Source organism: Leifsonia sp. 1010 (assembly GCF_031455295.1).
Lineage (GTDB): Bacteria > Actinomycetota > Actinomycetes > Actinomycetales > Microbacteriaceae > Leifsonia.
This window is the reverse complement of the sequence record NZ_JAVDSL010000003.1, coordinates 108,133-128,491: the sequence shown is the minus strand read 5'-3', so window position 1 is coordinate 128,491 and position 20,359 is coordinate 108,133. Positions and strand designations below refer to the sequence as shown.

The following is a 20,359-nucleotide window of genomic DNA, read 5'->3' as shown; positions in this document are numbered from 1 at the left end:
CGGACTGGGGGTTCGGCGCGAGGGGTCAGCGGGCGGCGTCGAGGAGTTCGTCCTCGACGTCGGCGTCGGTGCGCTTGGCGCGGCGGCGACGCTCGCGTGCGGCAGCGCGCTCGCGCTCGGCGGGGTCGTCCGAGTTGCGCTTGCGGTACTCCGTCACGAGCGCGTAGCCGAGGCCGAAGAAGCCGATCAGGGCGAAGATGATCCACTGGATCATGTACGACCAGTGCAGCCCCTCATCCTGCGTCGGCGGGCTGGTCACGGTCGGCGTGGGCGCGGTCGCGGGCGCCGGGTCCTCGCTGTCGAGCAGCCCGTACGCGCCCGTGTAGACGTCGGCGCCGCCGAGCTTCTGCTTCACCACCGACAGCTGGATGGTGCCCACCTGATCACCGGTCGCCGTACGCCCGGCGATGGCCGGTTCACTGGCCTTCAGCCGCGCGACCACCGTCACGGTACCCGCGGGTGCAGCCGGCACGTGGTCGGGGGAGTCCGTCGTGTTTCCGGTCGGCACCCAGCCGCGATCCACGATGAACAGGGCGCCGTCGGCGGTGCGCAGCGGCGTGAGCACCTCGAAGCCGGGACTCCCGTTGAATGGTCGGTTGCGGACGAGCAGCTGCTTGTCGCGCTCGTACGTCCCGGTCACGGTGACGCGCTTCCACTCCTGCTTCGGCGAGTACGCGCCGAGCGACGGCAGCTCCTCGGCGAGCGGGACGGGGGACTGGTCGAAGTTCGCCGTCACCAGGGCGTTCGCGGCCGCCGCCTCCTTGCTGCGGGCGAGCTGCCAGTTCGACAGGAAGCCGCACGCGATCGCGAACACGATCGCGAACGCGAGGTAGCCCAGCCAGCGGCGGGAGAACGCGAAGCGCCACCCGTCGGTCGTCGATCGGGTCACGCGATCGGCCCCCCGGCGGCGACCTCGGCCGCCGGCACGACGCGCAGGGGGAAATCGCGGGCGGCCAGGAACTCGCGAAGGAAGTCGACGTGCTCATCGCATGCCAGCCACACCTTCACGCGGTCGGCCGAGTGGATGCGCGGGTTGCGCCACTCGATGCGCCAGGACGCGGTGTCGCGGCAGCCGGCGCGCGAGCACGTGAGCGGCTCCGGCTCGCCCATCCCGATCACTGGCCCTCCCGAGGCTCGTCCTTCTGCGCCGGCGGAGGCGGCGCAACTGGAACGATACTGCCTGGACGCTGAACATCCACTCGACCCTGCTCCACGGAGACGTTGGCGATGACGACTGCGAAATAGGGGAGGAAGATCGCTCCGACGAGCGGGATGGCGGCCCACCAGCCGGGCACGATGACCGCGGCGATGAGGCACAGCACGCGCACTCCCATGGCGACCGAATACTTGATCATCCGGTGCCGTCGCTCCTCATCGGGAGAGAGGGGGAGACTCGTGATCGACGGTGCTGAGGGCTTCTTCATGTGCGTTGAGTCCAGCGTACGTCCATAAACTTGGGTTCGGCCCTGCTGGGGTCGAATCTGCAGAAAGCCGTCTTCCTGAAGGGAATCGCATGACCACGCCACGCACCGTCCTCGTCACCGGAGGCAACCGGGGGATCGGCTTCGCCATCGCCGAGGAGTTCGTCGCCCAGGGGCACCGCGTCGCGGTCACCGCGCGGTCGGGCGAGGGCCCGGAGGGCGCGCTGACGGTGCGGGCGGACGTCACCGACGCCGCCTCGGTCGACGCCGCGTTCACCGAGGTCGAGGAGAAGCTCGGCCCGGTGGAGGTCGTGGTCGCGAACGCGGGCATCACCAAGGACACCCTCCTGATGCGCATGACCGACGAGGAGTTCGACTCGGTCATCGAGACGAACCTCGGCGGCGCCTTCCGCGTCGTCAAGCGCGCGAACAAGGGGATGCTGAAGGCGCGGTTCGGCCGCATCGTCCTGATCTCGAGCGTCGTGGGGCTGTTCGGCGGCGCCGGGCAGGTCAACTACGCGTCGTCGAAGGCCGGACTCGTCGGCATGGCGCGCTCGATCACGCGCGAGCTGGGCGCCCGCGGCATCACGGCGAACGTGGTCGCTCCCGGCTTCATCGAGACCGACATGACGGCGGCGCTGCCCGAGGCGCAGCAGGCCGAGTACAAGAAGAGCATCCCGGCCGGACGGTTCGCGTCGGCGTCCGAGGTCGCGAAGGTCGTGACGTGGATCGCCGGGGACGACGCCGGCTACATCTCCGGCGCGGTCATCCCGGTCGACGGCGGCCTCGGGATGGGTCACTGACCCCTGCCGAGGTGCACGTTGTGGCGGCAAAAACGACGGAATTGCCGCCACGACGTGCACTTCGGCGCGCGTTCAGCCGCGGAGGCCGAGGAGCGGGAGCACCTGGGAGAGGTCCGGCCGGTCGATGACGAGGTCGGCCTCCGCGCGCACCCGCGGCTTGGCGTTGAAGGCGACGGACAGGCCGGCCTCCGCCATCATCCGCAGGTCGTTCGCGCCGTCGCCGATGGCTACGGTCTGGCGCAGGTGGACTCCTGCGTCAGCCGCCCAGAACAGCAGCGCCTGAGCCTTGGCGGCCGCATCCACCACCGGTCCGTCGACCTCGCCGGTCAGCTGTCCGTTCGCGACGACCAGCCGGTTTGCGCGCCAGTGGTCGAGGCCGAGGCGTTCGCCGATCGGGTCGAGCAGCTCGTGGAAGCCGCCGGAGACCACGCCGACGACGCCACCGGCCGCCTGTACTCCGGCGATGAGCTCCGGGACGCCCTCGGTCACCCGGATGCGCTCGCCCACGTGCTGGAACACGGAGGCGGGGAGGCCGGCGAGGGTGCGGACGCGTTCGCGGAGGCTCTCCTCGAAATCGAGCTCGCCGCGCATGGCGCGCTCGGTGATCTCGGCGACCTCCGGACGTGACCCCGCCTCATCGGCGAGCAGTTCGATGACCTCGTCCTGGAGCAGCGTGGAGTCGGCGTCGAGGACGACGAGGACGGAAGCGGACCTGGAGTGCTGTGCGGTGGTCGTCATGGAACGACGTGCACGCCCTTGCCGACGACGGTGATGCCCGAGTCGGTCACGGTGAAGCCTCTGGCGCGGTCGCGGTCGGGGTCGACGCCGATCTGCGCGCCCTCGGCGACCACCACATCCTTGTCGAGGATGGCGCGGCCGACGAACGCGTTCGGCTCGATGATCGCGCGCTCGAAGACGACCGAGTCGACGACCTTCGCACCGGAGTCGACCTTGGCCCACGGGCCGAGGACGCTGCGCTCGAGGTGGGCGCCGGAGATCACGGAGCCGAGCGAGACGATGGAGTCGATGGTCGTGCCGAGCGCGCCGCGGCCGTCGCGCACGATCTTCGCCGGCGGCGAGTTGAGCACCTGGCTGAAGATCGGCCAGGAGCGGTTGTAGAGGTTGAACACCGGCAGGGCCGAGATGAGGTCCTGGTGCGCCTCGAAGAACGAGTCGATGGTTCCGACATCCCGCCAGTAATAGCGGTCACGTTCGGTCGAGCCGGGGACGTCGTTGTTGTTGAAGTCGTAAACTCCCGCCTCGCCGCGCGCGACGAAGTCGGGGATGATGTCGCCGCCCATGTCGTGGTTGGAGTCCGGGCGGTCGCCGTCGCGCACCACGGCGTCGATGAGCGCATCGGCGTCGAAGACGTAGTTGCCCATGGAGGCGAGCACTTCGTTCGGGGAGTCCGGGAGTCCCATCGGGTCGCGCGGCTTCTCGCGGAAGGCGCCGATGCGGTCGGGGCGCTCCGGCTCGACCTCGATGACGCCGAACTGATCCGCGAGGCCGATCGGCTGGCGGATTGCGGCCACCGTCGCGGGAGCCCCCGAGGCGATGTGCGCCTCGATCATCTGGCCGAAGTCCATCCGGTAGACGTGGTCGGCGCCGACGACGACCACGATGTCCGGCTTCTCGTCGCGCAGCAGGTTGAGGCTCTGCAGGATGGCGTCCGCAGACCCCGAGAACCACCGCTTCCCGAGGCGCTGCTGCGCGGGAACCGATGCGATGTAGGAGCTGGTGATGCCGTCGAGTCGCCAGGTCTGCGACACGTGGCGGTCGAGGCTGTGCGACTTGTACTGGGTGAGGACGACGATCTGGCGCAGCTGCGAGTTGATCAGGTTCGAGAGGGCGAAGTCGATGAGGCGGTACTGGCCGCCGAACGGGACGGCGGGCTTCGCCCGGTCCGCCGTCAACGGCATCAGCCGCTTTCCCTCTCCGCCCGCGAGGACGATGCCGAAGATCTTCTTGCCTGATGCCATGTCCACAACAGTAGAGGCGAACTGATCGCTGTACTAGCGTTTCGGTCATGCGCGTCGATCTGCTCACCCGGGAGTATCCGCCGGACATCTACGGCGGGGCCGGGGTCCATGTGACCGAGCTCGTGAAGGCTCTGCGGACCGACACCGAGGTGATCGTCCGCGCCTTCGGCGAGCCCCGGGACGAGCCGGATACCGCGTCGTACCGCGTGCCCGCAGAGCTCGCCGACGCGAACGGGGCGATCGCCACGCTGGGTGTCGACCTGCAGATGGCGCAGGACTGCGGGGGAGCGGACGTCGTCCACTCGCACACCTGGTATGCGAACGGCGCCGGTCACCTGGCGAAGCTGCTGCACGGCGTCCCGCACGTCGTCACGGCGCACAGCCTGGAGCCTCTGCGGCCGTGGAAGGCCGAGCAGCTGGGCGGCGGCTACCGCGTGTCCAGCTGGATCGAGAAGACCGCATTCGAGGCCGCGGACACCGTGATCGCGGTGAGCGACGGGATGCGCCGAGACATCCTCGCCTCCTACCCGGAGCTCGACCCGACGAAGGTCGTCACGATCTACAACGGCATCGACCTGGAGCGCTGGCAGCCGCTGCGCGACGACGACCGCGCACGTGCGCTCGGGATCGACCCCGAGCGTCCCGCGGTCATCTTCGTCGGCCGCATCACCCGGCAGAAGGGGCTGCCGTACCTGCTGCGCGCGGCCAGGATGCTGCCGCCCGAGGTGCAGGTCATCCTGTGTGCCGGAGCGCCGGACACGCCGGAGATCCTGGCCGAGGTGAGCGGGCTCGTCGAGGAGCTGCAGGGCGAGCGGGACGGCGTGGTCTGGATCGACCGTCTGCTCCCGAACGACGAGCTGCGCATCGCGCTGACCGCATCCACCGTCTTCGTCTGCCCCTCGATCTACGAGCCGCTCGGGATCGTCAACCTCGAGGCCATGGCCTGCGGGCTGCCCGTGGTCGGAACGGCGACCGGCGGCATCCCCGAGGTCATCGTGGACGGGGTCACGGGACGGCTGGTGCCCATCCAGCAACTCCAGGACGGGACGGGCACCCCGACCGATCCCGAGGCGTTCGTCAGGGACCTCGCAGCCGCCCTCACCGAGGTGGCCGGCGACCCTGCGCGCGCGGCCGAGATGGGTCGCGCGGGGCGCGAGCGGGCGGAGACCTCGTTCAGCTGGACGGCCATCGCCGAGCAGACGCGGGACGTGTACCGGTCCCTCGCCGGTCGTCACTGACCCGTGTCCGGCGACGGTAGGCTGGAGGGCATGGCCGACAGCGTTCTCCGACTTTCCGACGTGTCCGTTGTGCGGGACGGCAACCCCGTCCTGAAGGGTATCGACTGGGCGGTCGAACCGGACGAGCGGTGGGTCATCCTGGGCCGGAACGGCGCAGGGAAGACGACCCTGCTGCAGATCGCCGCGGCGGCCCTGCACCCGAGTTCGGGCGAGGCCGTCGTGCTGGGCGAGTCGGTCGGCCACACCGACCTCGCCGAGCTGCGTCCGCTCCTCGGTTTCGCATCCAGCGCGCTCGCCCGCCGCATCCCGCGCAACGAGCGGGTGCTGGATGTCGTGATGACGGCCGCCTACGCGGTGACCGGCCGCTGGAACGAGCTCTACGAGGACATCGACGAGCGCCGGGCGCACCGCGTGCTCTCCGAGTGGCACCTCGACCACCTCGCCGACCGCACGTTCGGGAGCCTGTCCGACGGCGAGCAGAAGCGCGTTCAGATCGCCCGCTCGGTGATGACCGATCCCGAGATCCTGCTGCTCGACGAGCCGGCGGCCAGCCTCGACCTCGGCGGCCGCGAGGAGCTGCTGCAGCTGCTCGGCGGGTACGCCAGCGATCCGAAGTCGCCCGCGATCGTCATGGTCACGCACCACGTCGAGGAGATCCCGCAGGCGTTCAACCGCGCACTGCTGCTGAAGGACGGCGAGATCACCGCTCAGGGCCCGATCGGCGAGGTGCTGACGAGCGAGAACCTCAGTGCCACCTTCGACATCGACGTCGAGATCACCGAGTCCGACGGCCGCTACACCGCCCGGGCGCGCCAGGGTGTCGAGGGCTGATCGGCCGCCGCCGATCTGCTAGACTCGATAGCTGGCCCCCGAACCGATCGTGCCTTCTTGGCTGCGATCCATGGCTCTCGGGTCTGAAGCTTCCCGTCCACGCGGTCTGCGCGGACACGACCGAACCGACTACTAGCTGCAACAAGGAAGTCCTGATGAAGACTGGCATCCACCCCGACTACGCCCCGGTGGTTTTCCGCGACCTGGCCTCGGGTGCGACGTTCCTCACCCGCTCCACCGTGTCGAGCGACAAGACGATCGAGTGGGAGGACGGCAACACCTACCCGGTGATCGACGTCGAGATCTCGTCCGAGTCGCACCCGTTCTACACCGGCAAGCAGCGCATCATGGACTCGGCCGGCCGCGTCGAGAAGTTCAACTCGCGCTACAAGAGCTTCGGCAAGTAAGCCGTTTCGCGAAGGCCCCCGTCGATTCGACGGGGGCCTTCGTCGTTCCCGCGGGTGCTTGCCGTCGGAGAATCGCCGCCCTCCGTCGGAGTTCCGGCCGGAACGGCGTCAGATCTCCGTCCGCACCGCGGTCCGTCGGAGATTCGGCGGGGTTTTACCTACGCAAGCCGCGACGGCGTCAGCGCGGCTCGACGGCTCCTCACCCGCGGGAACACCGGACGCACGAAGGCCCCCGTCCGCAGGACGGGGGCCTTCGACGTCGCGAGAAGAGCTCAGTTGTAGTTGTAGTTGTTCATCGCGGCGCCGAGCGACGCGAAGAAGATGATGCTGAAGATGATGCCGAAGGCGACCGACACGAAGCCGATGATGATGGCGGCGATCGCGAGGCCGCGGCCCTGCTCACCCGTGCGCTTGATCTGGTTCAGGGCGATGAAGCCCAGGATGATGCCCACGATGTTGACGATGAAGGACAGGATGAAGGCCACGATCGACATCGTGTTCCAGCCGGGCTGCGCGCCCTGGTACTGCTGCTGGTAGCCGGCGGGCTGCTGCTGCGGCGGGAGGGGCTGCGGGTTCAGGTTGGAGTCGCTCATGCGCCACAATCTAGCGGGCCAGCGCCCGGAACAGTAGCCCCCGCATGCGGGGGAAGTGCGCGGGCGGTGCTCAGCGGATGGGCCAGGCGCCCGACGTCGTGAATTCGGGGTCGCGCTCGCGCCGCATGTACTCCTGGAAGTCGGCGGCCTGCTCGCGGCACCAGTCGACCTGGCGGCGGTGCAGTTCGGCGGCCTCCAACGCCAGGGCCTCGGCGTGGATGCGCGCGAGCGCCTGCGCAACGCGGCCGGCCGCGATGGCGTCGGCTCCCGCATCGTGCGCGGCGAGGAGGTCGACACCATAGTGGGTCGCGGTGACGGTGAGTGTGCGCTTGCCACGGCGGTACTTGTCCACCGCCTTGTCGATCACGAGCGGGTCGATGATGGGGCCGGGGGAGACGAGCGGGGCGACGCCGTGGCGGCGTGCCTCGCGGTCGAGGAGCGTGAAGTCGTAGGGCGCGTTGTAGGCCACGACGGGGATGCCGCGATCGAACAGGCTGCGCAGCTGCGCGACGATCGCGGCGACCGCTCTGGCCGCATCCATCCCGTGCTCACGAGCCCGCTCGGTGGTGATGCCGTGCACCGCTGTGGCCTCGGAGGGGATCTCGACCTGCGGGTCGATCAGCCAGTCGCGGCGGTGAAGCACCTCACCGGTCTCGTCGAGGAGACCGACGTGGGCGGTGACGATCCGGGCCGATTCGACGTCGATTCCGGTGGTCTCGAGGTCGAACACCCCGAGTCGCTGGTGCCACGTGCTCATGCCCTCACGCTAAGCCGAGCCACCGTCATCGCCCGGGAACGGCACGCCGAGGTGCACGTAGTTGCGCTCGACACGCCGAAGGAGGGCGCAACAAGGTGCACTTCGGCGAACCGCCGAAGGGGCGAGGGGGCGCTCAGTCGCGGCGCGGCTCCATGTGCAGCCAGTAGAAGTTCTGCGTGCCGAGGGTGAGCGTGAAGCGGCCGTCGTCGGCGACGGTCGGGAACTCCGCACCGCCGAACAGGTCGTACAGGGTGCGGCCGGCGAACTCCGGCGCCTCCAGCGTGACCGACACGGGATTGTGCGCGAACGAGAACACGCACAGCACGTCCTCCGGCTGGTCGCCGAAATGCGTGCCGCTGCCCGCATACGAGCGCACGAACGCCAGGACGGACTCGTGGTCGGTCGGCAGCACGCGGATGTCGCCCAGCCCGAAGACGGGATGCGCCTTCCGCACGTGGATCACGTTGCGGATCCAGTGCAGCAGCGACCGCGACTGCGCGAGCTGCGCCTCGACGTTCACCTGGTTGTAGTGGAACACCAGCGACTGCACGACGGGCAGGTACAGCTTGCCCGGGTCTGCGCTGGAGAAGCCGGCGTTGCGGTCCGGCGTCCACTGCATCGGGGTGCGGGAGCTGTCGCGGTCGGGCAGCCAGATGTTGTCGCCCATCCCGATCTCGTCGCCGTAGTACAGGAACGGGCTGCCGGGGAGCGAGAAGAGCAGCGCGTGGGCGAGCTCCAGCTCGGCACGGGAGTTGTCGAGCAGCGGTGCGAGGCGGCGCCGGATGCCGATGTTGGCGCGCATGCGCGGGTCGTAGGCGTACCAGCCGTACATCGCCTGCCGGTACTCCTCGCTGACCATCTCGAGGGTCAGCTCGTCGTGGTTGCGGAGGAACACGCCCCAGGCGGCGCCGTCGGGCACGTCCGTGGTCTCGGAGAGCACCCGCACGAGCTCGCTCGCCTGCTGCGACCGGAGCGCGTAGAAGATGCGCGGCATCACCGGGAAGTCGAACGCCATGTGGCACTCCGGCTCCTCCTCGCTGCCGAAGAACGCGGCGACCTCGCGGGGCCACTGGTTGGCCTCGGCGATCATGATGCGGCCGGGGTACTCGCGGTCCACCCATTCGCGCAGCTTGATGATGAACTCGTGGGTCTTCGGCTCGCCCTCGCCGTTGCCCTCGTCGGACTCGTACAGGTACGGGATGGCGTCGAGCCGGAAGCCGTCGACGCCCAGGTCGAGCCAGAACCGGACCACGTCGTACATGGCCTCGTGCACGGCCGGGTTCTCGAAGTTGAGGTCCGGCTGGTGCGAGAAGAAGCGGTGGAAGTAGAACTGGCGCCGTGCCTCGTCGAAGGCCCAGTTGGAGTCCTCGGTGTCGACGAAGATGATGCGGATGTCCGGCCACTTGTCGTCCGTGTCGTTCCACACATAGAAGTCGCCGTACGGGCCCTCCGGGTCGGAACGCGACTGCTGGAACCACTCGTGCTGATCGGAGGTGTGGTTGATCGGCAGGTCGATGATGATGCGCATGTTGCGCTCGTGCGCCTTGGTGACGAGCTCGCGGAACTCGTCGATCGTCCCGAACTCGGGGAGGATCGACGTGAAGTCGGAGACGTCGTAGCCGCCGTCGCGCAGAGGCGACCGGAAGAACGGCGGGAGCCAGAGCGCGTCGATGCCGAGCCACTGCAGGTAGTCGAGCTTGGAGGTGAGCCCGGCGATGTCGCCGGAGCCGTCGCCGTTGCTGTCGACGAAGGATCGGACCATGACCTCGTAGAAGACCGACCGGCGGTACCACTGGGGGTCGAGGGCGAGCCCGGGCAGCGTGATGGGCGCGGTGAAACTCACGGTTCTCCTTCAGCAGGGTGGATCGGGGGTGGTGCCGGGAGCGGATCAAGTGGGGAGGTGCGGGGGCGGAGCGTGTGCTGGGCCGGGCGGCCGCCGGGGGAGCGGCATCCGGTGCAAGCGGTTACATCCAGAGAAGTCTAGGACGTGCGGGCGGTGCCATGTCCAGTCCTGTCCGGACCCTGCCTAGACTGGGGAGCGATGACTGTCTCCTCACCCTACGCCGCCGCCCTGGAGCGGGTGCCCGTGCGCGAAGAGGCGGTCGCTGTCCTCGGCTCGACCACCCGGTACTGGGACTACGGCGAGCGGGATGCGACGACCACCCTGGTGCTCGTCCACGGCTTCCGCGGCGATCACCACGGCCTCGAGCCGGTGGTCGCCCAGCTCGACGGAATCCGCATGATCTCGCCCGACCTCCCGGGCTTCGGCGCATCGACGCCGATGAGCGAGGCGGCGCACGACATCGTCGGCTACGGCCGCTGGCTGCGCGCGTTCGTCGACGGGCTCGAGCTGACCGGTCGAGTGGTGCTGCTCGGCCACTCGTTCGGGTCGATCGTCGTGTCCGGAGCGCTGGCGGAGGCGGCCGGCGGGGGCGGCGCGGACAGCGCGGCCGAGCGCCCGGCCGGCGTCGTGCTCGTCAACCCGATCGGCCAGCCCGCGCTGGAGGGTCCGCGCGGTGTGTTCACCCGGCTCGCGATCTTCTATTACTGGTTGGCGGCGGTGCTCCCCGAGCGGCTCGGATTCGCGCTGCTGCGCAACCGGGTGATCGTGCGCGTGATGAGCATGGCCATGGCGAAGACGAAGGAGCCGGCGCTTCGGCGCTGGATCCACGACCAGCACGACCGCTACTTCTCGGCGTTCAGCGACCGGGGGGTGGTGCTGGAGGCGTTCCGCGCCTCGGTGTCGCACGATGTCAGCGAGTACGCGGGACGCATCCCGGAGCGCGCGCTGCTCGTCGCCGCCGAGAAGGACGACATCACGCCCATCGCGGCCGAGTACCGCCTGCAGACGCTGTTCCCGGATGCGGAGCTCGTCGTCATCCCGGACGTCGGCCACCTCATCCACTACGAGACGCCGGCGGCGGCCGCCCGTGCCATCCAGCGCTTCGTCGCGGAGCTGCCGGGGGAGCGCTCGTGAGGATCCTGTTCGACTGCCGCTACACGCGCATCGGCCGGCACGATGGCATCAGCCGCTACACGGCCGGCCTCGTCACCGCCCTCGCGAAGCGGCACCCGGTGACGATGTTGATCAGCGACCACCGCCAGCTGGAGATGCTGCCCGATCTGCCGTGGGAGCTCATCCCGTCGCCCACGTCGGTGGGCGAGCCGTGGGTCGCGCGGACGGTCAACCGCCTCAAGCCTGACGTCGTGTTCACGCCGATGCAGACGATGGGCGGCTTCGGGCGCAAGTACCGGCTTGTGCTGACCGTGCACGACCTCATCTACTACCGCCACCCGACGCCGCCGCGCGACCTGCCGGCGTTCGTGCGGGGGCTGTGGCGGCTGTACCACCTGGCGTGGTGGCCGCAGCGCCTGCTCCTGAACCGCTCCGACGCGGTCGTGACCGTGTCGGAGACGACCAAGGGGCTCATCGCCGAGCACCGCCTGACCAAGCGACCGGTGCACGTCGTGCCCAATGCGGCCGACATGCCCGAGCTCGCACCCGGACGGGCCGAGCGCGCGGCGGCGGAGAGCAAGAGCCTCGTCTACATGGGCTCGTTCATGCCGTACAAGAACGTGGACACGCTGGTGCGTGCCGCCGCGCTGCTGCCCGAGTACACGCTCCACCTGATGAGCCGGGTGTCGGATGCGGAGCGGCGGCGCCTGACGGAGCTCGCGCCGGGTGCGCGCATCGTCTTCCACGACGGCGCCAGCGACGAGGAGTACGCGGAGACGCTCGCCGCGGCGACCGCCCTGGTGACGGCGTCGCACGACGAAGGGTTCGGCATCCCGCTGGTGGAGTCGATGACGCTCGGCACGCCGGTGGTCGTCAGCGACATCCCGATCTTCCGGGAGATCGGCGGGGAGGCTGCACTGTACTTCGACGCGGATGCGCCGGAGCAGGTGGCGGCGCGGGTCCGGCACCTCGAGGAGGACGGCGTGTGGGCGGCCCGGTCGGCGGCCGCGCGTGCTCAGGCGGCGCGGTACACGTGGGACGGTTCGGCGGAGCGGCTGCTCGCGGTGCTCGAGGGCGTCGCGTCGCGCTGACGACCATCTGTGGGTCGCGACTCGCCGTTATCGGCGGGCCGTAACGGCGTGTTGCGACCCCTGGATGCGCGGGCCGCGTCCGTCACATCACGGAGGCGGTGAACAGGTCGCGGTCCTCCGGGCCGAGGTTGAAGCGGTCGAGCGTGAGGTCGCCGTCGTCGTAGCGGAAGCGGTGGACGGACCCGTTCGGGATCAGCTCGCCCGGGCCCGGCAGCGCGTGATCGGTGACGTGGCGCACCAGCGACGAGATGACGCCGCCGTGGCTGACGACGATGACGTTCTCACCGGGATGCCGCTCGCCAAGGTCACGGAGCGCGGGAAGGGCGCGGGCGACGACCTCGTCGCGGGTCTCGCGACCCGGCACGGGCATCCCGTCGGGCCAGCGGGCCAGGATCTGCTCGCCGGTCAGGCCCTCGGCCTCGCCGTACTGCCGCTCGGCGACTGCCGGAAGGCGCTCCGGCTCGCCCAGGCCGACATGACCGGCGATGATGCGCGCGGTGTCGAGAGCGCGTGAGAGCGGGCTGGCGTAGATCGCGTCGAACCGTCCGCCCGCGAGCGCGCGTCCCGTCGCCTCCGCCTGGTCGCGTCCCGTCGCGTTGAGCGGGATGTCGCTGGAGCCCTGGATGCGTTTCGCGAGGTTCCAGTCGGTCTGGCCGTGCCGCACCAGCGAGATGAAGGTCACACGCGTCCTTTCGTCACCGGGACGCGCGGGCGGTCGGGTCAGGCCAACCGTTCGGCCAACTCGACCAGTGTCTCCGTCGTCCCACCGTCCAGCTTAATGGTCGCGCGACCGTCGCCCTTGGTCGCGCCCCGGTTGACGATGACGATGGGGAGCCGGCGGCGCCGAGCCTCTTCGAGGAGCCGGATGCCGGAGTTGACCACCAGCGACGAGCCGGCGATCACGAGGGCGTCGGCCGAACGGACCAGCGCGCTGGCCTCGCGGTACTTCTCGGCGGGCACGAACTCGCCGAAGAAGACCACATCCGGCTTCAGATGGCCGCCGCAGACGGTGCAGTCCGGGACGACGAAGGCGTCGATGTCCGTGACGATGGCATCGCCGTCCGGCGCGATCTCGACGGCGCCCTCGGTGTCCAGCCACGGGTTCGCGGCGTCGATGCGGGCAGTGATCGCCTCGCGGGCGAAGATCTGGCCGCACACGAGGCAGAGGACGCGGTCCATGGCGCCGTGGAGGTCGACGACCTTGCGCGACCCGGCTTGCTTGTGCAGGCCGTCCACGTTCTGGGTGATGACCCCGTTGGCGGCGCCCGCGGCCTCCAGCGCCGCCAGAGCGCGGTGGCCGTCGTTGGGATGCGCGGCCGCGAACCGGCGGTAGCCCAGGTGGCTGCCCGCCCAGTAGCGCTTGCGGAAGCGGTCGTCGGAGAGGAACTGCTGGAACGTCATCGGCGTGCGCTTCGGAGCGCCCTCGCCGCGGTAGTCCGGGATGCCGGAGTCGGTGGACACGCCCGCGCCGGTCAGAACGGCGAAGCGGCGGCCGGAGAGCAGCTCGACGGTCTGGTCGATCCCGCGGGCGAGCTCCGGCGGGAGCTCGGTCGTCAGCGTGGTCACAGGCACCTCCAGATCCCTCTTGAGTCTAAACACCCCAGTTTTCCGATTTGTTTCGTGCGGCTGGCAGTGTTGACGTCATGCTCCTGCACCGCATCGACGACCTGGAGGCCGACGGCCTCGCCGACTACTCGCGCCTCACCGACGTGGCGCTGCGACGGGTGACCGAGCCGGCGGGCGGCCTGTACATCGCCGAGTCGACGAAAGTGATCACGCGGGCCCTGGCCGCCGGGCACCGACCGCGCTCCGTGCTGCTGCAGGAGCAGTGGCTCCCGGACATCGAGCCGCTGCTGGAGCCGTATCCCGATGTCCCGGTCTTCGTGGGCGACGCGGCCGTGCTCGAGCGGCTCACCGGGTACCACCTGCACCGGGGCGCGCTGGCGGCGATGCACCGCCCCGAGCTGCCCGATCCCGCCGACCTGCTGCGGGATGCGCGGCGCGTGGTGGTGCTGGAGGACATCGTCGACCACACCAACGTCGGGGCGATCTTCCGCGCGGTCGCCGGCCTCGGCGCGGACGCCGTGCTGGTCACGCCGCGGTGCGCCGACCCGCTCTACCGGCGCAGCGTGCGCGTCTCCATGGGCACCGTGCTGCAGGTGCCGTGGACACGACTGCCCGAGTGGGATGAGGCGGTGCCGTTGCTCCACGACGCCGGGTTCGACATCGCCGCGCTCGCGCTCTCCGACGACGCCGTGACCCTCGACGCGTACGCGGCCGACCCGCCGGAGCGCGTGGCCATGGTGTTCGGAGCGGAGGGCGACGGGCTCAGCAGACGCGCGCTGGCCGCGGCGGATACGGTGGTCACCATCCCGATGCTGCACGGCGTCGACTCGCTCAACGTGGCCTCCGCGTCCGCCGTGGCGTTGTGGGCGTTGCGCGCGCGTTCTCAGCCGTCGCAGGGATAGCCGCCGCTAAAATCCGAGGGTGCCCCAGCAAGTTCTCGTCGATCCGCCGCGCCGTGTCTCCCGGAAGGTATATCGCCGGCGCCGCATCGTGGTCTTCGGCACGCTGATCGCCATCCTCGTCGCCTTCGTCTACGTGGTGGGATCTCTTGTCGCGCCTGTCCCGGCGACCGCAGCGGTCACGGCGCACGGCAAGCAGCTCGTGCAGCCGGCCGTGCAGCTGGCCTGGCCGGGGTACGGCTCGGCTGCGATCGTCGCGCCCGACTATCCGGGGGCCTCGGCATCGCACGGGAGCGACGCCAGCGTGCCGATCGCGAGCATCACGAAGACGATCACCGCGCTCGTCGTGCTCGAGAAGAAGCCGCTGAACGGCAACGACCAGGGGCCGGACATCTCGTTCACGCAGCGGGATGTCGACATCTGGAACGACGTCGTCGCGGCGGGCGGGTCGTGGGCGCCGGTGGTCGCGGGCACGTCCATGACCGAGAAGCAGGCGCTGGAGGCGATGCTCCTGCCGTCGGCGAACAATTACGCGATCTCGCTGGCGAACTGGGCGTACGGGTCGACGAGCGCCTACGTGTCGGCCGCCAACGACTGGCTGGCGAAGAACGGCTTCACCGGCACGAAGATCACCACTCCCGACGGCCTCGACCCGGGGAACGTGAGCACGACGAAGGACCTGATCGGCATCGGGAAGCTCGTGCTCGCGTCGCCCGCGCTGTCGTCGATCGTGTCGCAGAAGAACGCCAACCTCCCCGGCGCCGGTTCGCAGGACAACACCAACACGCTGCTCGGGTTCGAGGGCATGGACGGGATCAAGACCGGGAACACCGACGAGGCCGGCAACTGCCTGCTGTTCTCGGCGGAGCTGCCGGTCGGCTCAACCAAGGTGCGGGTGCTCGGCGTGGTGCTGGGTGCGCCGACCCACGACGATCTGTGGGCCGGTGTGCAGGCGCTGATGACCAGCATGAAAAGCGGGTTCCACCAGGTGACGCCGGTCGAGAAGGGTCAGGTGTTCGGCACCTACACGACGGCGTGGGGCGCCTCGTCGAAGCTCATCGCGACCGAGACGAAGTCGTTCCTGGTGTGGTCGGACACGCCGATCACCGTGGATCTGCAGACGCGACCCCTGTCGTCCGGGTTCAAGGGCGACATCCTCGGTCAGGGGACGTTCACGCTCAACGGGACGACCGCGACGGTGCCGCTGGCGCTCGCGCGGGATGTGCCCGACCCGGGATTCGGGTGGCGGCTGGCGCATCCGGGCGGGCTCGGGGCGTAGGGTCGCGCGTCTGTGGGACGCGACTCGCCGTTATGGGGTGGCCGTAACGGCGTGTTGCGACCCACGGGCTGTGCTGGTGCTGGCGCTGGTGCGCTGGTGCGCTAGTCGCGGCTGAGGAGGAACGGGCCGGCCTGCGGTCGCTTCGGGGTGACGTGGTCTCCGGAGGACTGGTGGCGGATGCGGCGGATCACCCACGGCACGAGGTACTCGCGAGCCCAGGAGAGGTCCTCGGCGCGGGCGCGACGCCAGGTGCGCGGAGGGAGCGGCTCGGGCTGGAGCGGCTGCAGGTCGTTCTCGACGTTGAGCGCCGCGAGGACCATCCGCGCGACGGTGTGGTGGCCGAGGGGTGCGAGGTGCAGCCGGTCGGGAGCCCACATCCGCTGGTCCTGGATCTCGGTCAGCGACCACTGGTCGGCGACGATGCAGTCGTAGCGGGCGGCGATCGCGCGCACGTTCTCGTTGTAGATCGCGACCTTGCCGCGGATGCCGCGGAAGACCGGCGAGAAGCCGACATCGACGCCGGTGAACACGACGATCGTCGCGCCGTCGACGCTGAGCCGCGAGACGGCCTCGTCGAACAGCAGCGCGATCTGGTCGGGATCGGTGCCGGGGCGGATCACATCGTTGCCACCCGCCGAGATGGTGATGAGGTCGGGGCGGAGGGCGACCGCCGCATCCACCTGCTCGTCCAGGATCTGGCGGATCAGCTTGCCGCGCACAGCGAGGTTCGCGTACGCGAAGTCGTCGGTCTGCTGGCTGAGGACTTCGGCGACACGGTCGGCCCAGCCGCGGTGGCCTCCGGGGCTGCCGGGCTCCGGATCGCCGATACCTTCGGTGAACGAGTCTCCGAGTGCGACGTAGCGGGACCAGGGATGCCGTGCTTCTGCCATTGCTCCATTCTGCATCGGACTCCGCTGTCGGCGGGCTCCGGTAGATTTGATCCAAGTGGAGACGTCAGCAACACCCGAGCCGGAAGAGGCCCCCGGTGACCCCGAACTCAGTGGTCTCGAGCGTCCCGGCGTGCACGCGGGAAGCTTCGCGGCCGAGCATCTCTCGCCGTCCTTCCCGGAGCGCGCGGCCTGGGGGACCGCGGGCAAACTGCGTGCGTGGCAGGCGGAGGCACTCGACGCGTACTTCGTCCACGAACCCCGCGACTTCCTCGCAGCGGCGACGCCGGGCGCCGGTAAGACGACGTTCGCGCTGAGGCTCGCGACCGAGCTGCTGTCTCGGCGCGTCGTCGAACGCGTGACCGTCGTTGCGCCGACCGAGCACCTCAAGCGCCAGTGGGCGGAGGCCGCCGCTCGGGTCGGTCTGCACCTCGATCCGGACTTCAAGAACTCCGACGGGCGCTACGCGCGGCACTATCGCGGTGCGGCGGTCACCTACGCGCAGGTGGCCATGCGCCCGAGCCTGCACAAGGACATCACCGAGGCGTACAAGACGCTGGTGATCCTGGACGAGGTGCATCACGGCGGCGACGCGCTCAGCTGGGGCGACGGCATCCGGGACGCCTTCGAGCGCGCGACCCGACGGCTGTCGTTGACCGGTACGCCGTTCCGCTCCGACACGGCTCCGATCCCGTTCGTGACGTACCTGCCGGACAGGCAGGGCATCCGCACCTCGGTCACGGACTACAACTACGGCTACGGCCGGGCGCTCGAGGACGGCGTCGTCCGTCCTGTGATCTTCATGGTCTACGCCGGCCACATGCGGTGGCGGACCAAGACCGGCGACGAGATGGAGGCACGTCTCGGCGAGGGCAACACGAAGGACATCACGTCGCAGGCGTGGCGGACGGCCCTCGATCCTCGCGGCGAGTGGATTCCCGCTGTGCTGGCCGCCGCCGACCGCCGCCTCACCGAGGTGCGCAACTCGATCCCCGACGCCGGCGGCCTGGTGATCGCGACGGACCACTACGCCGCCCGTGCCTACGCGGACCTGCTGCACCAGATCAGTGGGGAGCCGGCCACGGTCGTGCTGTCGGACGAGAAGGAGGCGAGCGACCGGATCGCGGAGTTCTCGCAGGGCGACTCGCGGTGGATGGTCGCGGTGCGGATGGTGTCGGAGGGCGTGGACGTGCCGCGGCTGTCCGTCGGCGTGTACGCGACCAGCGCATCCACGCCGCTCTTCTTCGCCCAGGCGATCGGCCGTTTCGTGCGTGCGCGTCGCCGCGGCGAGACGGCGTCGGTGTTCCTGCCGAACGTGCCAACGCTGATGGCGCTGGCGAACGCGATGGAGCTGGAGCGCGATCACGCGCTCGACCGCGTCGAGGAGAACGTCGAGGGCGACCTGTGGAACCCCGAGGACGCGATGATGGCCGAGGCGAACCGCGAGGAGCGCGCGTCGGAGGCGCTGACGGAGGAGTTCGCGTTCGAGGCGCTGGGGTCGGAGGCGAACTTCGACCGTGTGCTGTACGACGGGAAGGAGTTCGGCAGCTTCGCGGTGCCCGGAACGGACGAGGAGCTGGACTTCATCGGCTTGCCGGGGATCTTGGAGCCGGAGCAGGTGCACGAGTTGCTGCTGCAGCGGCAGCAGCGGCAGGCGCGCAGGCACTCCTCGCGGCCGACGACGGCGGAGGGGCATCCCCCTGCTCCGCTGCACCGCACGCTGAAGGAACAGCGCCAGTTGCTGAACAGCCTGGTGGGGTTGTATTCGAAGAACTCGGGGGAGCCGCACGGCCTCATCCACGCCGAGCTTCGCCGGGTGTGCGGGGGCCCGGCGGTGGCGCAGGCCAGCGTGACGCAGCTGCAGGCGCGCATCGACTTCCTGCGCAAGCGGCTCGGCAGTCATTAGGGTCGCCGAACCTTGCTGGCGGGCGATCGGCGTGGTTCTTAGGCTGGGCCCATGGGCGACACAGGATCGGATGATCTGACAGCGAGTGGGGCCGCGGATCGCGCGGCGGCGGACCGCGCGGCCGCGGACCGCGCGGCGGCCGACGAGGCGGCGAGCGGACCGCACCCGGACGAACCGCACCGCGGTGGCTTGGCGCAGCGCCTGAACTGGCTGCGCGCCGGCGTCCTCGGGGCGAACGACGGCATCGTCTCGGTCGCCGCCGTCGTGGTCGGCGTGGCGGGGGCGACGGCCTCTGTTGCGGCGATCGTGACGGCAGGGCTGGCGGCACTCGTGGGTGGGGCGATCTCGATGGCTCTGGGCGAGTACGTCTCGGTGAGCAGCCAGCGTGACAGCGAACGATCGCTGATCGCGAAGGAGCGCCGCGAACTTGCGGAGATGCCGGAGGAGGAACTGGAAGAGCTGACGGGTCTGTACGAGCAGCGGGGGCTGACGCCGGCCACGGCCCGACAGGTCGCGGTGGAGCTCACCGCGCATGACGCCCTCGCCGCGCATCTGTCGGCGGAGCTCGGGATCGACCAGGACGACGTCGTCAGCCCGTGGCACGCCGCGCTCGCATCGGCCGTCGCGTTCACGTGCGGCGCCGTGCTCCCGATGCTGACCATCCTGCTTCCCGCTGCGTTCCGCATCCCGGTCACGTTCGTCGCGGTGCTCGTCGCCCTCGCCGTCACCGGCTATGTCGCGGCGTGGATCGGGGGCAGCTCGCGGGGTCGTGCCATGGTACGAGTGGTGGTGGGCGGCGCGTTGGCGCTGGCTGCGACGTTCATCGTCGGGTCTCTGCTCGGCACCACCGTCGCCGGCTGACCGGCGGCGGACGAGAAAGGGAGACGCAGGATGGTGGATGCGCAGGACCGCGAGGCCGCGGTGAATGTGATGCCCAGCGAGGGCGGCATGAAGGACAAGGAGGCCATCGTCCGCGACTGGCTCCCGCGCTACACCGGCACTCCGTTGGAGGAGTTCGGCGAGTACATCCTGCTGACCAACTTCGGCGACTACGTGCAGCGCTTCGCCGATTGGTACGGCGCCGAGGTGCGCGGGCTGGATCGCTCGATGCCGAACGCTACGGCGGACGGGATCACGATGGTCGACTTCGGGATGGGCAGCCCGAACGCGGCGACGATCATGGACCTGCTGACCGCTGTGTGTCCGAAAGCCGCCCTGTTTCTGGGTAAGTGCGGCGGGGTGAAGCGCAAGAACAAGCTCGGCGATCTCGTGCTCCCGATCGCGGCGATCCGCGGCGAGGGCACGTCGAACGACTATCTGCCTCCCGAGGTGCCCGCACTTCCGGCGTTCCAGTTGCAGCGCGCCGTGTCGTCCACCATCCGCGACTTCCAGCAGGACTACTGGACGGGCACCGTCTTCACGACGAACCGCCGAGTCTGGGAGCACGACGACACCTTCAAGGAGTACCTGAAGCGGACGCGGTGCATGGCCGTCGACATGGAGACGGCGACGGTGTTCGCGGCGGGTTTCGCCAACCGCATCCCGAGCGGGGCGCTGCTGCTCATCTCGGATCAGCCGATGACGCCGGAGGGCGTGAAGACGGCGGAGAGCGATCTCGGAGTGACGCGCGATTTCGTCGAGCGTCACATCCGGATCGGTGTGGAGGCGCTCCGTCTGGTGCGCCGCAACGGTCGCAGTGTGCGGCACCTGCGGTTCGAGGAGTGACGGGACGCGCTGCGGCCTGAG

At 69.8% G+C, this 20,359-nt stretch carries 22 protein-coding genes; 11 read left to right on the top strand and 11 right to left on the bottom strand.

Annotated elements, in window-relative coordinates; genetic code table 11:
• Positions 1 to 25 precede the first annotated feature (25 nt).
• Genes J2Y42_RS14190 through J2Y42_RS14180 form a run of 3 tightly spaced genes read right to left on the bottom strand, consistent with a single transcriptional unit; the run spans position 26 to position 1,424 of the window.
• Positions 26 to 889: an SURF1 family protein gene (locus tag J2Y42_RS14190; protein ID WP_309859846.1), complete on the bottom strand. Its 864-nt coding sequence runs from the start codon at positions 887 to 889 to the stop codon at positions 26 to 28.
• A complete protein-coding gene (locus J2Y42_RS14185; RefSeq protein ID WP_172823194.1) occupies positions 886 to 1,110 on the bottom strand; it encodes a hypothetical protein in 225 nt (74 codons plus the stop codon). Before J2Y42_RS14185 ends, J2Y42_RS14190 begins: the two co-directional genes overlap by 4 nt.
• A 5-nt stretch (positions 1,111 to 1,115) precedes the next feature.
• Positions 1,116 to 1,424, bottom strand: a complete 309-nt coding sequence (locus tag J2Y42_RS14180; protein WP_309859844.1) for a DUF3099 domain-containing protein — start codon at positions 1,422 to 1,424, stop codon at positions 1,116 to 1,118.
• Between the two features lie 89 nt (positions 1,425 to 1,513).
• On the opposite strand from J2Y42_RS14180, the gene fabG reads away from it, so the two are divergent.
• Positions 1,514 to 2,224, top strand: coding sequence for a 3-oxoacyl-ACP reductase FabG (gene fabG, locus J2Y42_RS14175; RefSeq protein WP_309859842.1), 711 nt, complete (start codon positions 1,514 to 1,516; stop codon positions 2,222 to 2,224).
• 72 nt (positions 2,225 to 2,296) lie between these two features.
• Here fabG and serB read toward each other — a convergent pair whose 3' ends face one another.
• A complete protein-coding gene (gene serB, locus J2Y42_RS14170; protein ID WP_309859840.1) occupies positions 2,297 to 2,962 on the bottom strand; it encodes a phosphoserine phosphatase SerB in 666 nt (221 codons plus the stop codon).
• A complete protein-coding gene (locus J2Y42_RS14165) occupies positions 2,959 to 4,203 on the bottom strand; it encodes a glucose-1-phosphate adenylyltransferase (protein WP_309859838.1) in 1,245 nt (414 codons plus the stop codon). Before J2Y42_RS14165 ends, serB begins: the two co-directional genes overlap by 4 nt.
• 47 nt (positions 4,204 to 4,250) lie before the next feature.
• On the opposite strand from J2Y42_RS14165, the gene glgA reads away from it, so the two are divergent.
• The 3 genes from glgA (at position 4,251) to J2Y42_RS14150 (ending at position 6,679) form a co-directional block, all read left to right on the top strand.
• On the top strand, positions 4,251 to 5,441 hold the full coding sequence (glgA, locus tag J2Y42_RS14160; protein ID WP_309859836.1) for a glycogen synthase: 1,191 nt from the start codon (positions 4,251 to 4,253) through the stop codon (positions 5,439 to 5,441).
• 30 nt (positions 5,442 to 5,471) lie between these two features.
• Complete coding sequence (locus J2Y42_RS14155) at positions 5,472 to 6,272, top strand: ABC transporter ATP-binding protein (RefSeq protein ID WP_309859834.1); 801 nt, start codon at positions 5,472 to 5,474, stop codon at positions 6,270 to 6,272.
• A 155-nt stretch (positions 6,273 to 6,427) separates the two neighbouring features.
• Entirely contained in the window at positions 6,428 to 6,679 is a 252-nt protein-coding gene (locus J2Y42_RS14150) for a type B 50S ribosomal protein L31 (RefSeq protein ID WP_018191113.1), read from the top strand.
• A gap of 272 nt (positions 6,680 to 6,951) precedes the next feature.
• Here the strand turns inward: J2Y42_RS14150 and J2Y42_RS14145 are convergent, their stop codons facing one another.
• The 3 genes from J2Y42_RS14145 to treS all read right to left on the bottom strand — a co-directional run bounded on the left by J2Y42_RS14145 (position 6,952) and on the right by treS (position 9,872).
• Positions 6,952 to 7,272 (bottom strand): DUF4190 domain-containing protein, encoded by a 321-nt coding sequence (locus J2Y42_RS14145; RefSeq protein WP_309859832.1) that lies wholly within the window; start codon positions 7,270 to 7,272, stop codon positions 6,952 to 6,954.
• A gap of 70 nt (positions 7,273 to 7,342) precedes the next feature.
• Positions 7,343 to 8,029 (bottom strand): exonuclease domain-containing protein, encoded by a 687-nt coding sequence (locus tag J2Y42_RS14140; protein WP_018191111.1) that lies wholly within the window; start codon positions 8,027 to 8,029, stop codon positions 7,343 to 7,345.
• Positions 8,030 to 8,162: 133 nt separating this feature from the next.
• Positions 8,163 to 9,872, bottom strand: coding sequence for a maltose alpha-D-glucosyltransferase (gene treS / locus J2Y42_RS14135; RefSeq protein WP_018191110.1), 1,710 nt, complete (start codon positions 9,870 to 9,872; stop codon positions 8,163 to 8,165).
• A gap of 198 nt (positions 9,873 to 10,070) precedes the next feature.
• Here treS and J2Y42_RS14130 point away from each other — a divergent pair, with 198 nt between their 5' ends.
• Entirely contained in the window at positions 10,071 to 11,006 is a 936-nt protein-coding gene (locus J2Y42_RS14130; protein ID WP_309859829.1) for an alpha/beta hydrolase, read from the top strand.
• On the top strand, positions 11,003 to 12,076 hold the full coding sequence (locus J2Y42_RS14125; RefSeq protein WP_309859827.1) for a glycosyltransferase family 1 protein: 1,074 nt from the start codon (positions 11,003 to 11,005) through the stop codon (positions 12,074 to 12,076). The genes J2Y42_RS14130 and J2Y42_RS14125 overlap by 4 nt, the downstream gene beginning before the upstream one ends.
• An 82-nt stretch (positions 12,077 to 12,158) precedes the next feature.
• Here J2Y42_RS14125 and J2Y42_RS14120 read toward each other — a convergent pair whose 3' ends face one another.
• A complete protein-coding gene (locus J2Y42_RS14120) occupies positions 12,159 to 12,758 on the bottom strand; it encodes a histidine phosphatase family protein (protein WP_018191107.1) in 600 nt (199 codons plus the stop codon).
• A 38-nt stretch (positions 12,759 to 12,796) separates the two neighbouring features.
• Positions 12,797 to 13,642, bottom strand: coding sequence for a Sir2 family NAD-dependent protein deacetylase (locus tag J2Y42_RS14115; protein WP_018191106.1), 846 nt, complete (start codon positions 13,640 to 13,642; stop codon positions 12,797 to 12,799).
• A gap of 77 nt (positions 13,643 to 13,719) precedes the next feature.
• Between J2Y42_RS14115 and J2Y42_RS14110 the strand changes: the two genes are divergently transcribed.
• Entirely contained in the window at positions 13,720 to 14,544 is an 825-nt protein-coding gene (locus J2Y42_RS14110) for an RNA methyltransferase (protein WP_309859822.1), read from the top strand.
• A 19-nt stretch (positions 14,545 to 14,563) separates the two neighbouring features.
• Positions 14,564 to 15,820 carry a D-alanyl-D-alanine carboxypeptidase gene (locus J2Y42_RS14105; protein ID WP_309859820.1) on the top strand — a complete coding sequence of 419 codons (1,257 nt, stop codon included), beginning with the start codon at positions 14,564 to 14,566 and terminating at the stop codon, positions 15,818 to 15,820.
• Positions 15,821 to 15,921: 101 nt separating this feature from the next.
• On the opposite strand, the gene J2Y42_RS14100 is transcribed toward J2Y42_RS14105, so the two are convergent.
• Positions 15,922 to 16,710, bottom strand: coding sequence for an SGNH/GDSL hydrolase family protein (locus tag J2Y42_RS14100; RefSeq protein ID WP_018191103.1), 789 nt, complete (start codon positions 16,708 to 16,710; stop codon positions 15,922 to 15,924).
• Positions 16,711 to 16,840: 130 nt separating this feature from the next.
• On the opposite strand from J2Y42_RS14100, the gene J2Y42_RS14095 reads away from it, so the two are divergent.
• From J2Y42_RS14095 to J2Y42_RS14085, 3 genes are read left to right on the top strand one after another with little or no spacing between them, the layout of a single operon-like run.
• A complete protein-coding gene (locus J2Y42_RS14095; protein ID WP_089875997.1) occupies positions 16,841 to 18,613 on the top strand; it encodes a DEAD/DEAH box helicase in 1,773 nt (590 codons plus the stop codon).
• Positions 18,614 to 18,664: 51 nt separating this feature from the next.
• The gene (locus tag J2Y42_RS14090) at positions 18,665 to 19,474 is read left to right on the top strand and encodes a VIT family protein (RefSeq protein WP_309859817.1); all 810 of its coding nucleotides are present in this window, start codon (positions 18,665 to 18,667) and stop codon (positions 19,472 to 19,474) included.
• 30 nt (positions 19,475 to 19,504) lie between these two features.
• The gene (locus tag J2Y42_RS14085; protein ID WP_020077555.1) at positions 19,505 to 20,338 is read left to right on the top strand and encodes an AMP nucleosidase; all 834 of its coding nucleotides are present in this window, start codon (positions 19,505 to 19,507) and stop codon (positions 20,336 to 20,338) included.
• Positions 20,339 to 20,359 lie beyond the last annotated feature (21 nt).

Bases quoted from the DNA above. Each gene is read 5' to 3' on its own strand.
- J2Y42_RS14185 (WP_172823194.1), bottom strand. From the start codon at position 1,110: ATGGGCGAGCCGGAGCCGCTCACGTGCTCGCGCGCCGGCTGCCGCGAC.
- J2Y42_RS14180 (WP_309859844.1), bottom strand. From the start codon at position 1,424: ATGAAGAAGCCCTCAGCACCGTCGATCACGAGTCTCCCCCTCTCTCCC.
- fabG (WP_309859842.1), top strand. From the start codon at position 1,514: ATGACCACGCCACGCACCGTCCTCGTCACCGGAGGCAACCGGGGGATC.
- serB (WP_309859840.1), bottom strand. From the start codon at position 2,962: ATGACGACCACCGCACAGCACTCCAGGTCCGCTTCCGTCCTCGTCGTC.
- J2Y42_RS14165 (WP_309859838.1), bottom strand. From the start codon at position 4,203: ATGGCATCAGGCAAGAAGATCTTCGGCATCGTCCTCGCGGGCGGAGAG.
- glgA (WP_309859836.1), top strand. From the start codon at position 4,251: ATGCGCGTCGATCTGCTCACCCGGGAGTATCCGCCGGACATCTACGGC.
- J2Y42_RS14155 (WP_309859834.1), top strand. From the start codon at position 5,472: ATGGCCGACAGCGTTCTCCGACTTTCCGACGTGTCCGTTGTGCGGGAC.
- J2Y42_RS14150 (WP_018191113.1), top strand. From the start codon at position 6,428: ATGAAGACTGGCATCCACCCCGACTACGCCCCGGTGGTTTTCCGCGAC.
- J2Y42_RS14145 (WP_309859832.1), bottom strand. From the start codon at position 7,272: ATGAGCGACTCCAACCTGAACCCGCAGCCCCTCCCGCCGCAGCAGCAG.
- J2Y42_RS14140 (WP_018191111.1), bottom strand. From the start codon at position 8,029: ATGAGCACGTGGCACCAGCGACTCGGGGTGTTCGACCTCGAGACCACC.
- J2Y42_RS14130 (WP_309859829.1), top strand. From the start codon at position 10,071: ATGACTGTCTCCTCACCCTACGCCGCCGCCCTGGAGCGGGTGCCCGTG.
- J2Y42_RS14110 (WP_309859822.1), top strand. From the start codon at position 13,720: ATGCTCCTGCACCGCATCGACGACCTGGAGGCCGACGGCCTCGCCGAC.
- J2Y42_RS14100 (WP_018191103.1), bottom strand. From the start codon at position 16,710: ATGGCAGAAGCACGGCATCCCTGGTCCCGCTACGTCGCACTCGGAGAC.
- J2Y42_RS14090 (WP_309859817.1), top strand. From the start codon at position 18,665: ATGGGCGACACAGGATCGGATGATCTGACAGCGAGTGGGGCCGCGGAT.
- J2Y42_RS14085 (WP_020077555.1), top strand. From the start codon at position 19,505: ATGGTGGATGCGCAGGACCGCGAGGCCGCGGTGAATGTGATGCCCAGC.